We start from the raw sequence: 14,561 nt of genomic DNA, 5'->3' as shown, positions 1-14,561 counted from the left end.
ATTTCGACGGGTTCAGTCATCAGGCTGATGCCCTTCGACCAATGTTTTCAAGGCGTGCAGTCTTTGATCCCACTGTTGTTCCAACCGTTCAATGAAGCGGCGGGCTTGTTGCAGTTGATCGACGGCCAATGACACTTCGGTTTGGCGGCCTTTTTGCCGCAGCTGGATCAACTGCGCAGACTCCAACACTTTGAGTTGTTTGCGGGCCCCTTGGCGGCTCATGCCGAGGTCGGCCGACAGTTCACCAATGGTTTGCGGTTCGGCCGTGGTCAGGCGGCTGATCATGGTCAGCCGCGCTGGGTCGCCCAGGGCTTTGAACACCTGTGCTTGATTCATGCGGCAGCCTGCAGCAACTGCACCAGGCGATTGACCATGAAATCCCAACCCTGGTTGTTTTGTTGGAAGGCATCGGTTTTGATGTCATCTGGCAAGCCAGCAAAACCCGATTCGGTGACCGTGACGGTGCAGTGGTTGACCGCTTCTTCGGTGATGGTGAATTCCACCAAGGTGGTGGCCACCTGCAACACATCGCCTTCGTAATGGTTGGCGCCTGGCACCCAACGGTAAGCAAAGTAATGATGCGGTTCGGCTGCCACCACATAGATCCGGCTTTTGCCGTGCTCACCGAAGCCAAACAGCGGTTGCTCCCCAGGGGCCAGGCTGCCTTCCACCGAGTTAGGAAACCATTGAACCAACTGTTCGGGGTCGGTGATGGCGGCGTAGATTTTTTCCATCGGGGCCTGGATTTGAATGGTTCGTTCGATCACATCTTGCATGGTTGTGCTCCAAATATTGAGGTTGATGGCATTAAAACATGGTTGTCAATAATATGCAACCTAAAAGTTGCATAAAGCGGAAATCACCCACCGCTCAGCTCAAGCTCATGGCTGATCAGCTGCGCTGATGTCAGCGACTGAAGTCGCTGCTCCGAATAAACGCTGGAGCGGCGACTTCAGTCGCCGTTGTTGTGGCTTGATGGTGGCGTTCAAGTCGTTGGGTCTAAGTCCAATGCGTTGGCCCATTGTTGGTATATGGCTGGGTCATCGAATTCATCGCGGTACGACACGGCAGGTAGCTGGCGTTGCCACTGAACCAGGGTTTTGGTGATCTGGTAGCGGTCATGGGCTTTGATCAGCGGGTTGTTGGGGTGCAGGATTTCACGGGCGGCACCGATGTTGTGGGCCATGACCGGGGTGCCCAGCGCATTGGCTTCGGCATAGATCAGACCAAAGGTCTCGGCAAAGCTGTCTTGGGGGTAAAACACGCACAGGCTGCTGGCCAGGTGTTCACGCACCTGGGCCGCTGGTAAGGCGCCGAGGTAAGTGACATTGGGGATGTCGGTTGGGTTGTCTAGGCGGTAGCCGGGGTTGGCCACAAACAGGCGCAAATCTTTGAGGTGGCGATTGATATGCTGGAATGTTGTGAGCACTTGCCCCAGCCCCTTGTTGGGCGCTGACAGGAACAGCAGCTTGTTGGGGTCGCGCTCGACTTTGGGTTGCTCGCTTAAGGAGCGGGGAATCGGGTTGTAGCAAGTGGCAATGGGCAGCCGGGCTTTGAACAAGTTCAGCAGGCGCCCGACGACACTGCGGTTGACCAAGCGATCACAATGCGCGGCGTGGGTGTGTGAGTTGGTGATCAATTGCCAAGCGGGTAGGCGGCGACCACGTTTGAACACATATTCCCAGTTTTTGTAGGTGTGGATCCACAGGTGCAAACGGGCTTGTGGGAACTGCCGGTGAAAACGAAACAACTGTGGATACTTGCGCAGCACCACAATGTGATCGGGCGCGGACAATTCACCCAATTGTTCGGGGCCGATGAAGTGGATGCCCTGCTGATTGGCCGCCCTTTCGCGGGCTTGTTGGTACACAGTCACCGGATGACCCTGGTTGTGTAAAATGGCCGCGGTGCGCAACAGGCTGGACTCGGTGCCGCCCATGGCTTGGGCCGCCAGGTGGTCAAAATCATAGGCTTTGGGGTGACTGGTGTCGGCCAACAGGATGTGTGACATGATCAGTTGCTTTTGCAGATCACTTCGTTTTGGCTGACATCCGGATAACTGTCTTTCAAATCAGGCAGCCCAGCCAGTTGGGCTTCGGTGACGCTGAAATCCAACCAAAATTCAGGCCACTGTTCAATGCGAATTTCTTTTTTCACATCAAAGCCTTTTTGTGACAACTCGGCGATGCGGTTGTCGGCATTGTAGGGTTCGCGGTACAAGCCCAAGGAAATGGAGTTTTCGTTGTCGCCTGAGGTGACCACGTAATAATCTTTAACAAAAGCAGCGGCCAGTTCGCGGCCTTGTTTCAAGGCTTCGGCGCGGCTGGCCAAGGCCGGCAGGTAGACCCAATAGCCGGCTTCCTGGGTGGTGGTGATTTTGCGGATGTGGGTTTTCAGCACCACCGGATCCATCGATTCTTTGGCCGCGTGGACATTGGCTTCGACATCAAAAGGCCCGGCAGAGAAGCACATTTGTTGCACGTTGGCATTCAACGCGGAGTTGTTGTCGCTGCCGGCGCTGTGCACCACCGCTGGTTCCACCTCACTGGTCAATGACAACTTGGCCACCCCGTCATCCACCACTTTGAAGTTGCTTTGGGGTTGTGGTGACATGCGCTGGGCCCAGACAAAAAATGCCACGTTGGCCAACAACAAGATGATGAACAAATAACGCATGTTTACTTTTGGATGTGGGAGTTGTTAATGGGGCAAATTATAAGGCCTTGACGCTGACTTCGCCACTGGAGAAATGTTTGATTCCTTCAGCGGTTTCCAGGCACAGCTGGCCTTGTGGGTCAACCCCGGCATAGCGACCACTGTGGTTTGGCCCTTCACCGACCAATGCCAGGGTTTGGCCACGCAAAGCATCGTGGGCCTGCCACACAGGTAAACTCGGGGACAAACCATGAGCCACAAAGGCCTGGTTGTGCCGCTGGATGTGTTGCAGCAAGCGAATGATGAAGGCGCTGCGCGTGGGGTGTTGGGTCAACGGCACATTGGTCACTGGCCGTGCCACTTGCTGTCGTTGCGCTGGGGTCAGGGACCAATTGAGGCCGATGCCCAAGGTCACTTCGGTTTGGTTTTTTTGTGGGCGCAGGGTGATCAACACCCCAGCGAACTTGGCGCCGTTGTGCAACAAATCATTGGGCCATTTCAGGGCAACATCAGCGGTGGCTTCAAAGGACCAAATGGACTCGGCAATGGCCACCGCCGCCACCATCTGATACCCAGCCATTTGCGCCGGTGGCAGGGGCAAAGTGAAGCGGTGCGACAAACAAACGGAACGTCCCTGTGGGGTCAGCCAGGCATGACCGCGGCGTCCTTGACCGGCACTTTGGTGATCGGCGATCAACAAACCATCGGCCACCACGGCGCCCTGGGTAGAGTCGATGCTGTCGACATACTGACAGTTGATGGCAGGCAATGCCTGCTGGATGGCTGCCAGATCGATCGGGTCGGGGTGCTTGGGTTCGCTGGTCACCGGCACACCTCACATCACAGCACACACATCAACAGGTGACCTTCAAAGGGACAGCAGAAACCGTTTGATGTCTTCCAATTCATCCATCGACACCCCGTGTTGCAAGGGGTATTCGTGCCAACTGGCCTGATAGCCGGCGGCTTTCATGGTTTGGTAGGACTGCTCGCCCAGCGCTTGGGGGACCACCGGATCAAAGGTGCCATGGCCCATGAACAGGGGCGTTTTGAGGTTGTTACCGGTCTGTTCGGCCGTCAACTTTTCAGGCATCGGCAAGTAACAACTCAGGGCCACGATACCGGCCAGGCGTTGGGTCATGCGGGCGGCGGTTTGCAAAGTGATGGCCCCACCTTGGGAAAACCCTGCCAACACAATTTGCTCACTGCGAAAGCCGGCGGCAATTTGGGCCTCAATCAGTTCCAGCACCGCCTGTTCTGATTCGCGGATGCCGGCTTCGTCGGGTTGTTTGCCGATGTCCATCATCTTGATGTCATACCAGGCGCGCATGCGCATGCCACCATTGATGGTGACGGCTTGAATCGGGGCATGGGGAAAAATGAACTGAATGGCTTTGTCGGGGTTGGCAAATTGCGGCACCACGGGTTCAAAATCGTGACCATCTGCGCCCAATCCGTGCAGCCAGATGACCAAAAGCTCGGGATTTTCGCCTGTTTTGTGGGTTATGAATTCTAACATTGGGCTGGTGACTTGTTATCCGTTGAAAAGCGTTCTATTATACCGCCAAGTGAGGGTAAATCATGTTTAATCAAAAACATCAACAGGGGACCAATGCCATGAACCACAAACCAACTGATTCCACACTTTTCGCCAAGCGCCTGTGGCGCGGTGGCTGCTTGCTTTGCGGGATGTGGTTGTTGAGTGCCTGTGGCAACAAGGGTGATTTGTACATCCCCAAAGAGCCAGTAGAAACTGGCCCCGCCGTTGAGGCTGTTGATGAGGTTGATGATGGGGGCACTGGAGATGGACTTGATTGAAGTTGTGAACTTCGAAAAAATGCACGCCTTGGGCAACGATTTCATGTTGTTGGATTGCCGTGCCGAACCTTATTTACCACCGGCAGCACAAATTGCTGAATGGGCCAATCGCCGCTCCGGCATCGGTTTTGATCAACTGATCATCATTGGCCAAAAAGGCGATGACCTGACCTACCGTTTTTTCAATGCCGATGGCGGCGAACCCGAACAATGTGGCAATGGCCAACGGGCCATCGCCTTGTACTTACACCGCCAACAGGTGGATGTCACCCACCTCAGGCTGACTGGTCTGGGGGGCGAAGTGCACCTGACCTACAAAGACGACGACCACATTTCAGTGACTTTTGACCAAGCCGTGCAAGTGCGGGAACAGGCCATCGCTGGGGTGGATGGGTATTTTGTCGACATCGGCAACCCCCATTGGGTCTACCATGAGCCCGATTTGACCAAAAAAGACCTGGAGCCGTTCAGCCACATCGTGGCCAACCAGTTCCCCAAAGGCGTCAATGTCGAGGCGGTGAAGAAGATCGACGACCACCACATCCAACTGCGCGTGGTGGAGCGGGGTGTGGGTGAAACCCAGGCTTGTGGCAGTGGCGCATGTGCCGCGGCCATTGCCAGTGCCACCTTATTGGCCACCACCACGCCGTTGACCGTGTCGATGCTGGGTGGTGATGTGAAAGTCAGTTATGATTTGGACAGTGATAAAATCACCCTAACCGGTCCCGCCCGCGCCACCTACCGTGGTCAAGTGGTGGTGGCCGACTGAATGGACAACCAGACCCCATGAGTGAAGAACAAAAACTGCAACAAGCGGTGAAAAAATACCTGCTGAAGAACCCGGGCTTTTTCAGCCAGCATCCCGAATTGGTCAATACCTTGGAGATCACCCAGGCGGATGGTTCGGTCAGTGACTTCACCGCCCACCAATTGCGCAGCCTGCAACAAGAAAACCAACAATTGAAAACCCAATTGGCCAACCTGATCCGCAACGCCGGCCAGAGCGAGTCCATGATGAACCGCTTGTTTGATCTATTGACTCAGTTGGCGGTGGTTCGGGAGCAGGCGTTTTTGCCGCAGCTGGTTGAGTTTGTCGAACAAAACTTCAGCAGCGACTATTTCAAGTTGTTATTGGACGCGGCATTGGTCACCGAAGCAACGGATCACCTGGCCGTTATCACCGCCAACCAACGCAAGCAGTTCTCGGTGTTCCAGGCCAAAGCCGAACCGCTGTCAGGACGCCTCAAACAAGAACAGCTCAACGGCCTGTTTCCCGGGGTTAATGACATCGCCTCCGCGGTGGTGTTGCCGATTGGCAGCCAGGCCCAACATGGTCTGATGGCCTTCGCCAGTCGTGATCAGGAAAAATTCCACCCCAATTTGGCCAGTGACCTGTTGCAAAAGCTCAGTCAGATCGTGGCCACCCATTGTGCCCAACAACCTCCGGCCGATGAAACTCAAGTCATGTCTTGAAGCCTATTTGGAACACCTCAGCACCCACCGACAGCTGTCGCCTTTGACGGTGGACGCCAACCGCCGCGACCTGAACCACTTCGCCGCGAGCTTGACCGCAGCCCAGCAGCAGGACCTCAGTCAAATCAAAGAACAGCACATCCGCCAATACCTGATGCAGCGCGCAGCCAAGGGGGCGGCGGCCAAGTCCATGGCCCGTTACCGCTCCAACCTGAAAAACTTTTTTGCCTTCTGTCAACAGCAGCATCCGGGCGTGCTGACGCACAACCCAGTGGCCTTGGTCGGCACTCCCAAGATCAAACGCACTTTGCCAGAAGTTTTGGATGTGGACACCTTGTTCAAATTGTTGGACATCCCAGCCACCACTGAAATCGCGATTCGCGACAAAGCCTTGTTGGAGTTGTTTTACTCCTCGGGCTTGCGCCTGTCAGAGATCGCCGGTCTGACCTGGCCGGATCTGGACCTGGCCTCTGGCCTGGTGCGGGTGTTGGGCAAGGGGCGCAAGGAGCGGGTGGTGCCCTTGGGCAAAATGGCCAAGCAAGCGTTGCAACAATGGCAGCCGCTGTCGCTGGCCTGGAACCAGAGCGACACCCCGCATGTGTTCATCAGCAAGCGCGGCGCGCAGCTGAAAAACCGCAGCATTCAAGCCCGGGTCAAGCATTGGGCCCAACAGCAAGGGCTGTGGGAGCGGGTGTACCCGCATTTGTTGCGCCATTCCTTTGCCTCACACCTGTTGGAGTCGTCGGGAGACCTCAGGGCGGTGCAAGAAATGCTGGGGCATGCCGATTTATCGACCACCCAAATATATACCCATTTGAACTTCCAACACCTGGCCAAAGTGTATGACCAATCCCACCCCCGGGCGAAGAAAAAGAAAGGCCCATCTGTCAATGAGACGGAGTCTTAATTCATCTCATCGTTGATCGTCATGAATCGACGCGAATTTTGCCCGAAAGCGTTGCGTTGCCAAGGTTTAACCATTATAATGCACCCGCTTTTAGTTGAGGCAATCCCATGGGCGGGTCTGATCCCGATGCAGATGGGCTGCTTCCAAGCCACAAATGACCGAACCACTGACCTTGAAAGAGGTGAAGAAAACCGTAATCAAAATACCCATTTATCAGCTGTTAATTGGGCTTCTGATTGCCACCCTTTTTTACTTTTTACAAGGTGACACCGCGGCTTTTTCAGCCGGTTCAGGCGCGCTGGTCAGCGCTTTGGGTTCGTTGGCTTTTACCCTCATTGTCTGTTGGCCCTTCGGCAACCCCGAATCGCTGGTTGGCAGAATGGTCAAAGGGGAAGTGATTAAATTTGTGGTGATTGGTTTGTTGTTTTATGTGGCACTGACCAATTATGCGTTCCAATTGATGCCTTTATTGATTGGATTTATTGCCACCTTACTGGCGTTTTGGGTGGCGTTGTTAACTTCTTTTAAGTGAGAATGATCGATGGCAAGTGGCGAAGGCGGCGCTGGTGGATACATTGAACACCACCTGGTGAATCACACCACACAGTTGGTAGAAGACAATTCCTTTTGGACCATGAACACGGACAGTGTTTTCTACACCATATTGTTAGCAATTCTTTACATCTGGTTTTTCCGCCGCGTGGCCAAAAAAGCCTCAGCCGGTGTTCCCAGCAGAACCCAAAACTTCCTGGAACTGATCATCGGCTTCATCGATGCCCAGGTCAAAGACATCTTCCATGGTAACAGCAAAGTGGTCGCTCCACTGGCTTTAAGCATCTTCATCTGGGTGTTCCTGATGAACTTCATGGATTTGATCCCGGTTGATTTGTTGCCTTGGCTGGGCACCCTGGTGGGCATTGATTACATGCGGGTCGTGCCTTCAACCGACCTGAACATCACCTTTGGCTTGTCATTCGGCGTCATGCTGCTGGTGTTCTATTACAGCTTCACCGTGAAAAAACCTTTTGCTTTGGGTTACTTCAAAGAGTTTGCCACGCATCCCTTTGAAAGCCCCAATTTGTTGGTCCAAATGATTTTGGCCATCCCCAACATTTTCCTGAACATCGTCGAAACAGTGGCCAAGCCGGTGTCATTGGGCTTGCGGCTGTTCGGCAACATGTACGCGGGTGAATTGATCTTCATCCTGATTGCGGTGCTGACTTTGAATTACGGCGCGGCTGACTTGTTCAGCGTGGGCGGTGGCATCATGACCGTTTCGCAATTCTTGTTGGCCTTGGTCTGGGCTTTGTTCCACATCCTGATCATCACCCTGCAAGCCTACATCTTCATGATGTTGAGTATCGTGTACCTGAACATGGCACACGAACAACATGATTCACACTAATTTTTTTAACTTAATTTTTACTTAAAATCTTAATCGGAGAAAACGATGGAAAACTTAGCATTAATCGCTGATATTCAAGGTATGACAGCCATTGCGGTTGCGTTGATTTTGGGCTTGAGTGCCATTGGTACTGGTATTGGCCTGGGTATCTTGGGTGGTCGCTTGTTGGAAGCTTCGGCTCGTCAGCCTGAATTGGCTCCCATGCTGCAAGGTAAGTACTTCCTGTTGATGGGTCTGGTCGACGCGGTGGCGATGATCGGTGTTGGTATTGCGTTGTTCTTCACTTTCGCCAATCCATTTTTGGCCGCAGTGACAGGATCATAAATAAACGCAACCAAACCAACTTAGTCGGAGTACACACATGAACATCAATGTAACTTTAGTCATCCAAATGGTCGTGTTCTTTGCTGTCATTTGGTTCACCATGAAGTACATCTGGCCGCAAATTCTGGGCGCCATGGAAGAGCGTGAGAAAAAGATTGCTGACGGTCTGGCCGCAGGCGATCGAGCTGAAAAAGAATTGAATCAAGCCAAAGCCAAGGTTGAAACGTTGATCACGGAAGCCAAAGAGCAAGCCAGTCACATCAAAGACCAGGCCACGCAAATGGCGACCAAAATCAAAGACCAGGCCAAATCAGATGCCCTGGCTGAGAAAGAGCGTCAATTGCATGCGGCCAAGGCCGAGATTGAACAGGAAGCCAACCGCGCCAAAGAAGCCTTGCGTCAGCAAGTGTCGGCTTTGGCCATTGCCGGTACCGAGCAACTGCTGTCAAAAGAAGTGGATGCTGCCAAACACGCGGATTTGTTGGACGACTTAATCAAAGAGATCTGAGATGAGTGAATTGATCACATTGGCAAGACCCTATGCCAAAGCGGCTTTCGAGTTCGCCAAAGGTGAGTCTGCGGTGGACCAATGGTCCCAAGACTTGCTGGTGGCGGCTGGCCTGGCGCAAACCGAAGAAATTCTGAATTACTTCGGTCGCCCTGATGTTTTGGAAGATGACCTGGTGCGCCTGGTCAGTGGTGAGAACAGCACCGAGCACTACCAAAACTTCGTGCGCTTGTTGGCCCAGAATGACCGTTTGAGCTTGTTGCCTGAAGTGGCCGAGTTGTTTCAATACTACCTGGAACAGGATTCGCAGTCATTGACTGTCGATGTGTTCTCGGCGGTTGAATTGACCGATGCCCAAAAACAGGCCATGACCGAAGCTTTGAGCCGACGCACTGGCAAACAGATCAGCTTGCAAACGCACATTGATGCGGACATGATGGGCGGCGCCAGAATCCATTGTGGAGACTTGGTGATCGATGGCTCATTGCGCGGCAAAGTGGATCGCTTGAAGACACAACTTTTTAATTAATTTAAGTCATCAGACTTAAGCAAGAATACGAGGAAATGCAATGCAAACGACATTGAATCCATCAGAAATCAGTGAACTGATTAAAGATCGAATTAAGGACTTTAAAGTTCAGTCAGAGGCCCGCACAGAAGGTACTGTGGTCAGTACTTCAGACGGTATTGTACGCATCCACGGCCTGGCCGACGCGATGCAAGGTGAAATGATTGAATTGCCTGGTGACACCTACGCCTTGGCCTTGAATCTGGAAAGAGATTCGGTCGGTGCGGTGATCTTGGGTGATTATGGCCACATTTCAGAAGGCGATGTTGCCAAATGTACCGGTCGTATTCTTGAAGTGCCTGTGGGACCTGAGTTGTTGGGTCGCGTGGTTGATTCCTTGGGTAACCCCATTGACGGCAACGGTCCGATTGAAACCAAATTGACTTCTCCGATTGAGAAAATTGCCCCCGGCGTGATCGACCGTAAATCGGTTGACCAACCGGTCCAAACCGGTCTGAAATCGATCGACGCCATGGTGCCCATTGGACGAGGCCAGCGTGAGTTGATCATTGGTGACCGCCAAACCGGTAAAACCGCCGTGGCGATTGATGCCATCATCAACCAAAAAGGCACCGGCGTGGTTTGTATTTATGTGGCCATCGGTCAAAAACGTTCTTCGGTTGCATCCCTGGTGCGCAAACTGGAAGAGCACGGCGCCATGGATCACACCATCATCGTTGCGGCAACAGCCTCCGATTCTGCTGCCATGCAATACATCGCTCCTTATTCCGGTTGTGCGATGGGTGAATACTACCGTGACCGCGGCCAAGACGCCCTGATCATTTATGATGACTTGACCAAACAAGCCTGGGCATACCGTCAAGTGTCCTTGTTGTTGAAACGTCCCCCAGGTCGTGAAGCCTATCCTGGTGACGTGTTCTACTTGCACTCTCGATTGTTGGAGCGTGCCGCTCGTGTGAACGCCGACTATGTGGAGCGCTTCACCGACGGTGAAGTGAAAGGCCAAACCGGTTCTTTGACCGCCTTGCCGATCATTGAGACCCAAGCCGGTGACGTGTCAGCATTCGTACCAACCAACGTGATTTCGATCACCGATGGTCAGATCTTCTTGGGTACCGACCTGTTCAACTCGGGCATCCGTCCGGCGATTGACGCCGGTCTGTCGGTGTCTCGTGTGGGTGGCGCGGCGCAGACCAAAGTGATCAAAAAATTGGGTGGTGGGGTTCGTTTGGCCCTGGCCCAATACCGTGAATTGGCGGCTTTTGCCCAGTTCGCTTCAGATTTGGATGACGCGACCCGTGCTCAATTGGAGCGTGGTCAACGGGTGACCGAATTAATGAAACAAAAACAATACTCACCGATGAGTGTGGCGGAAATGGCGGTTTCTTTGTATGCCATTGACCGTGGATACATGGACGATGTGGACATGAACCAAATCGGTGCGTTTGAAGCGGCTTTGATTGATCACATGAACAACACCCAAGGCGATTTCATGAAATCGTTGAATGAATCAGGTGACTTCAACGAAGAAGTGGAAGGTCAGTTGCAAGCCGGTGTTGAAGATTTCAAAAAAACAGGCAGCTACTAAGCACATTACATCCATACCCCAACTAAGGTAAACATATGGCAGTCGGAAGTGAAATTGTAACCAAGATCAAAAGCGTGAAGTCCACCCGCAAGGTGACCACCGCTTTGGAAATGGTTTCAGCCAGTAAGATCAAAAAGGCACAGGATCAAATGAATGCCTCCCGACCTTACACGCAAAAAATCAGGCAGATGATTGGCCACTTGGCCAAGGCCACACCCGAGTACAAACACCCCTTCATGCACGATCAAGACGGTGCCAATGTGGGTTACATCATCATCTCCACCGACCGTGGCTTGTGTGGTGGTTTGAACTCTGGTTTGTTCAAAAACGCAGTCATCCACATGCGTGACTGGGAAAGCCAAGGCAAAGGCATTGACGTGGTCACCATCGGTAACAAAGCCGCCACCACCTTCAAAAGCACCAATGTGAATTTGAAGGCCAACATCTCGGCCCTGGGCGACACGCCAGAACTGGCCAAGTTGATCGGGGTGGTTAAAGTCATGCTGGACGCTTATGTCAACGGCGAGTTGAGTCACCTGTACCTGGTGTACAACGACTTCATCAACACCATGACGCAAAAGCCCACCGTGGACCAACTGCTGCCGCTGCCAGAAACCGACGAAGAGGAAATCGCAGACAACTGGGATTACCTGTATGAGCCGGAAGCCAAAGACGTGCTGGATCAGTTGATGAACCGTTACATCGAGTCATTGGTTTACCAAGGTGTGTTGGAAAATTTGGCATCAGAGCATGCCTCCAGAATGGTGGCGATGAAGTCGGCGTCGGACAACGCGTCGGATTTGATCAAAGACCTGCAGTTGATTTACAACAAAGCCAGACAGGCAGCCATTACCCAAGAAATTTCAGAAATTGTCGGCGGCGCGGCCGCAGTATAGGAGAAGTCAGATATGAGTTCAGGTAACATAGTACAAATCATTGGCGCGGTGGTGGACGTCGAGTTTCCTCGCGACGCCGTTCCAAAACTGTATGACGCATTAAAAATTGCGGCCACAGACACCACCTTGGAAGTGCAACAACAACTGGGTGACGGTGTGGTCAGAACCATTGCATTGGGTTCTACCGACGGTCTGAAACGCGGTTTGGAAGTGACCAACACCGGTGCCGCCATCACTGTACCCGTGGGTAAGAAAACCCTGGGTCGCATCATGAACGTATTGGGTGAGCCCATCGACATGTGTGGTGACGTGGGTGCCGACGAGCACTGGGAAATTCACCGCGAAGCCCCGGCTTATGATGAGCAAGCCGCTTCTGACGAAATTCTGGAAACCGGCATCAAAGTGATCGACTTGGTTTGTCCATTCGCCAAGGGTGGTAAGATCGGTCTGTTCGGTGGTGCGGGTGTGGGTAAAACCGTGAACATGATGGAGTTGATCAACAACATCGCCACCAAGCACTCCGGTTTGTCGGTGTTTGCCGGTGTGGGTGAGCGGACCCGTGAAGGTAATGACTTCTACTTCGAAATGCAAGAAGCCGGCGTGGTCAACGTCGAGAACTTCGAAGAATCCAAAGTGGCCATGGTATACGGCCAGATGAATGAGCCACCGGGTAACCGTTTGCGTGTGGCCTTGACTGGTTTGACCATTGCTGAGTACTTCCGTGACGAAGGCCGTGACGTGTTGCTGTTCATCGACAACATCTACCGTTACACCTTGGCCGGTACCGAAGTATCAGCCCTGTTGGGTCGGATGCCTTCGGCGGTGGGTTACCAGCCGACACTGGCTGAGGAAATGGGTAAATTGCAAGAGCGAATCACCTCAACCAAGAAAGGTTCGATCACCTCGATCCAAGCGGTATACGTACCAGCCGATGACTTGACTGACCCGTCTCCAGCCACCACCTTTGCTCACTTGGACGCGACTGTGGTACTGTCGCGTTCGATTGCTGAGTTGGGTATTTACCCCGCGGTGGATCCATTGGATTCAACCTCGCGTCAGTTGGATCCTCAGTTGGTGGGTGAAGACCACTACAACACCGCCCGTGCGGTCCAAGGTACTTTGCAGCGTTACAAAGAATTGAAAGACATCATCGCGATTTTGGGTATGGATGAGCTGTCAGAAGAAGACAAGCAAACCGTATACCGCGCACGTAAGATTGAAAAATTCTTCTCGCAACCCTTCACCGTGGCTGAAGTGTTCACCGGTACCCCAGGTACCTACGTGTCTTTGAGCGAAACCATCCGTGGTTTTAAAGGCATCATCGACGGTGAGTACGACCACATTCCAGAACAAGCTTTCTACATGGCTGGTACCATTGAAGAAGTGCTGGAAAAAGCCAAGAAGATGGCCGAGAAAGAAGCAGCTTGAGGTAAATAATCATGTCAACCATTAAGTGTGATATCGTCAGTGCCGAAAAGGCCATTTATTCTGGTGAAGTGACCATGGTCGTGGCCAGTGGTGTGGCCGGTGAATTGGGCATCGCCCCCCGCCATGCACCGTTGATCACACAGTTGAAACCCGGTCAAGTCCGCGTCCACCTGGAAGACGGCACCGAAGAAGACTTCTACGTCTCCGGTGGCATCCTCGAGGTGCAGCCTTACCTGGTCTCTGTGTTGGCCGACACCGCACTGCGTGCCGATGACATCGACGAAGCCGCGGCCCTGAAAGCCAAGGAAGAAGCCGAAGCCTTGCTGAAAGACAAAACCAAAAAACAAGACCTGGCCAAAGTCCAAGCCGAACTGGCCAAAGCCGTCGCGCAAATCCAAGCCATCACCCGTTTGAAGAAAAACCTCAAACGCTGATCGCCGACCATTCTGAAAGAACGAAAAAGCCGACCATTGGGTCGGCTTTTTTTGTGGGAGTTGCAAATGACGTAATCATCATTAAAGTGAACACAATCATTAATCATTGAGTCGGTTGATTTATGGGCACAGACATACATGGAAACGTTGAAATTAACGGAATGGTATTTTCAGATGAAGATGTTTGGTCAAAACAATTGGAAATTTGTATATTGGCTGAAAGAGAATATTTGCTGTTTGGGGCATTGTTTGGGGTCAGAAATGAGGGATGACAGAGCCTGTCGCGAACAAATGTGGAATTCCAGATAACAACCACAGATCCATCCAGCTTTGTCCTATTACACAGTCAAACATGGGCCAGTAGGAGTGAAATAATGGATAACCTTCAAGTTTATGTGGATAATCCGGGTTGGCAAACCATTTTCCAAGTGATGAAAATTCTGGCTGGTTATTGTGGTGGTGATTTTGCAAGACTTGTGGTGGGGTTTGATAATTGAAAGTAGGATGGGCTCTGCCCATTATCGTTTGTTGATTCGCGAAATGAACTATTGATCGTTTCGTCATCCTGCGGCTTGACCGCAGGATCCAGGTAGAAA

Annotated in this window: 21 protein-coding genes; 15 read left to right on the top strand and 6 right to left on the bottom strand. The window is 52.6% G+C overall.

Annotation, left to right across the window (positions count from 1 at the left end):
• Positions 1–12: 12 nt before the first annotated feature.
• From K7G70_RS09155 to K7G70_RS09130, 6 genes are all read right to left on the bottom strand, one after another.
• The gene (locus tag K7G70_RS09155; RefSeq protein WP_223788323.1) at positions 13–336 is read right to left on the bottom strand and encodes an ArsR/SmtB family transcription factor; all 324 of its coding nucleotides are present in this window, start codon (positions 334–336) and stop codon (positions 13–15) included.
• Positions 333–776, bottom strand: a complete 444-nt coding sequence (locus tag K7G70_RS09150; RefSeq protein WP_223788322.1) for an SRPBCC family protein — start codon at positions 774–776, stop codon at positions 333–335. The genes K7G70_RS09155 and K7G70_RS09150 overlap by 4 nt, the downstream gene beginning before the upstream one ends.
• Before the next feature lie 209 nt (positions 777–985).
• Positions 986–2,011: a glycosyltransferase gene (locus K7G70_RS09145; RefSeq protein WP_223788321.1), complete on the bottom strand. Its 1,026-nt coding sequence runs from the start codon at positions 2,009–2,011 to the stop codon at positions 986–988.
• Between the two features lie 2 nt (positions 2,012–2,013).
• Positions 2,014–2,676: an SPOR domain-containing protein gene (locus tag K7G70_RS09140; RefSeq protein WP_223788320.1), complete on the bottom strand. Its 663-nt coding sequence runs from the start codon at positions 2,674–2,676 to the stop codon at positions 2,014–2,016.
• A gap of 37 nt (positions 2,677–2,713) precedes the next feature.
• A complete protein-coding gene (locus K7G70_RS09135) occupies positions 2,714–3,481 on the bottom strand; it encodes a biotin--[acetyl-CoA-carboxylase] ligase (RefSeq protein ID WP_223788319.1) in 768 nt (255 codons plus the stop codon).
• 42 nt (positions 3,482–3,523) lie between these two features.
• Positions 3,524–4,174 carry an alpha/beta hydrolase gene (locus tag K7G70_RS09130; protein ID WP_223788318.1) on the bottom strand — a complete coding sequence of 217 codons (651 nt, stop codon included), beginning with the start codon at positions 4,172–4,174 and terminating at the stop codon, positions 3,524–3,526.
• Between the two features lie 62 nt (positions 4,175–4,236).
• On the opposite strand from K7G70_RS09130, the gene lptM reads away from it, so the two are divergent.
• The 15 genes from lptM (at position 4,237) to K7G70_RS17910 (ending at position 14,462) form a co-directional block, all read left to right on the top strand.
• Entirely contained in the window at positions 4,237–4,473 is a 237-nt protein-coding gene (gene lptM / locus K7G70_RS09125) for an LPS translocon maturation chaperone LptM (protein ID WP_223788317.1), read from the top strand.
• Positions 4,466–5,242 carry a diaminopimelate epimerase gene (gene dapF, locus K7G70_RS09120; RefSeq protein ID WP_223788316.1) on the top strand — a complete coding sequence of 259 codons (777 nt, stop codon included), beginning with the start codon at positions 4,466–4,468 and terminating at the stop codon, positions 5,240–5,242. The genes lptM and dapF overlap by 8 nt, the downstream gene beginning before the upstream one ends.
• A gap of 17 nt (positions 5,243–5,259) precedes the next feature.
• Positions 5,260–5,946 carry a DUF484 family protein gene (locus K7G70_RS09115; protein WP_223788315.1) on the top strand — a complete coding sequence of 229 codons (687 nt, stop codon included), beginning with the start codon at positions 5,260–5,262 and terminating at the stop codon, positions 5,944–5,946.
• Complete coding sequence (locus tag K7G70_RS09110; RefSeq protein ID WP_223788314.1) at positions 5,924–6,853, top strand: tyrosine recombinase XerC; 930 nt, start codon at positions 5,924–5,926, stop codon at positions 6,851–6,853. The genes K7G70_RS09115 and K7G70_RS09110 overlap by 23 nt, the downstream gene beginning before the upstream one ends.
• A gap of 154 nt (positions 6,854–7,007) precedes the next feature.
• A complete protein-coding gene (locus K7G70_RS09105; protein WP_223788313.1) occupies positions 7,008–7,385 on the top strand; it encodes an ATP synthase subunit I in 378 nt (125 codons plus the stop codon).
• 9 nt (positions 7,386–7,394) lie between these two features.
• A complete protein-coding gene (gene atpB / locus K7G70_RS09100) occupies positions 7,395–8,258 on the top strand; it encodes a F0F1 ATP synthase subunit A (RefSeq protein ID WP_223788312.1) in 864 nt (287 codons plus the stop codon).
• A 45-nt stretch (positions 8,259–8,303) separates the two neighbouring features.
• A complete protein-coding gene (atpE, locus tag K7G70_RS09095; protein ID WP_255589930.1) occupies positions 8,304–8,582 on the top strand; it encodes a F0F1 ATP synthase subunit C in 279 nt (92 codons plus the stop codon).
• 37 nt (positions 8,583–8,619) lie between these two features.
• Positions 8,620–9,090, top strand: coding sequence for a F0F1 ATP synthase subunit B (locus K7G70_RS09090; RefSeq protein WP_223788311.1), 471 nt, complete (start codon positions 8,620–8,622; stop codon positions 9,088–9,090).
• 1 nt (position 9,091) lies between these two features.
• Positions 9,092–9,619, top strand: a complete 528-nt coding sequence (locus K7G70_RS09085) for a F0F1 ATP synthase subunit delta (protein ID WP_223788310.1) — start codon at positions 9,092–9,094, stop codon at positions 9,617–9,619.
• Between the two features lie 40 nt (positions 9,620–9,659).
• Positions 9,660–11,207, top strand: a complete 1,548-nt coding sequence (gene atpA, locus K7G70_RS09080; RefSeq protein ID WP_223788309.1) for a F0F1 ATP synthase subunit alpha — start codon at positions 9,660–9,662, stop codon at positions 11,205–11,207.
• A gap of 35 nt (positions 11,208–11,242) precedes the next feature.
• Positions 11,243–12,103 (top strand): F0F1 ATP synthase subunit gamma, encoded by an 861-nt coding sequence (atpG, locus tag K7G70_RS09075; protein ID WP_223788308.1) that lies wholly within the window; start codon positions 11,243–11,245, stop codon positions 12,101–12,103.
• 12 nt (positions 12,104–12,115) lie between these two features.
• Positions 12,116–13,531, top strand: a complete 1,416-nt coding sequence (atpD, locus tag K7G70_RS09070; RefSeq protein WP_223788307.1) for a F0F1 ATP synthase subunit beta — start codon at positions 12,116–12,118, stop codon at positions 13,529–13,531.
• 11 nt (positions 13,532–13,542) lie between these two features.
• Positions 13,543–13,965: a F0F1 ATP synthase subunit epsilon gene (locus tag K7G70_RS09065; protein WP_223788306.1), complete on the top strand. Its 423-nt coding sequence runs from the start codon at positions 13,543–13,545 to the stop codon at positions 13,963–13,965.
• Positions 13,966–14,087: 122 nt separating this feature from the next.
• A complete protein-coding gene (locus K7G70_RS09060; RefSeq protein WP_223788305.1) occupies positions 14,088–14,237 on the top strand; it encodes a hypothetical protein in 150 nt (49 codons plus the stop codon).
• Between the two features lie 102 nt (positions 14,238–14,339).
• Positions 14,340–14,462: a hypothetical protein gene (locus tag K7G70_RS17910; protein ID WP_255589929.1), complete on the top strand. Its 123-nt coding sequence runs from the start codon at positions 14,340–14,342 to the stop codon at positions 14,460–14,462.
• The last annotated feature ends 99 nt before the right edge of the window (positions 14,463–14,561 follow it).

Origin of the sequence: Marinicella meishanensis (genome assembly GCF_019931145.1) — a bacterium.
Classification (GTDB): domain Bacteria; phylum Pseudomonadota; class Gammaproteobacteria; order Xanthomonadales; family Marinicellaceae; genus Marinicella; species Marinicella meishanensis.
This window is presented reverse-complemented; position numbering and strand designations above follow the sequence as displayed.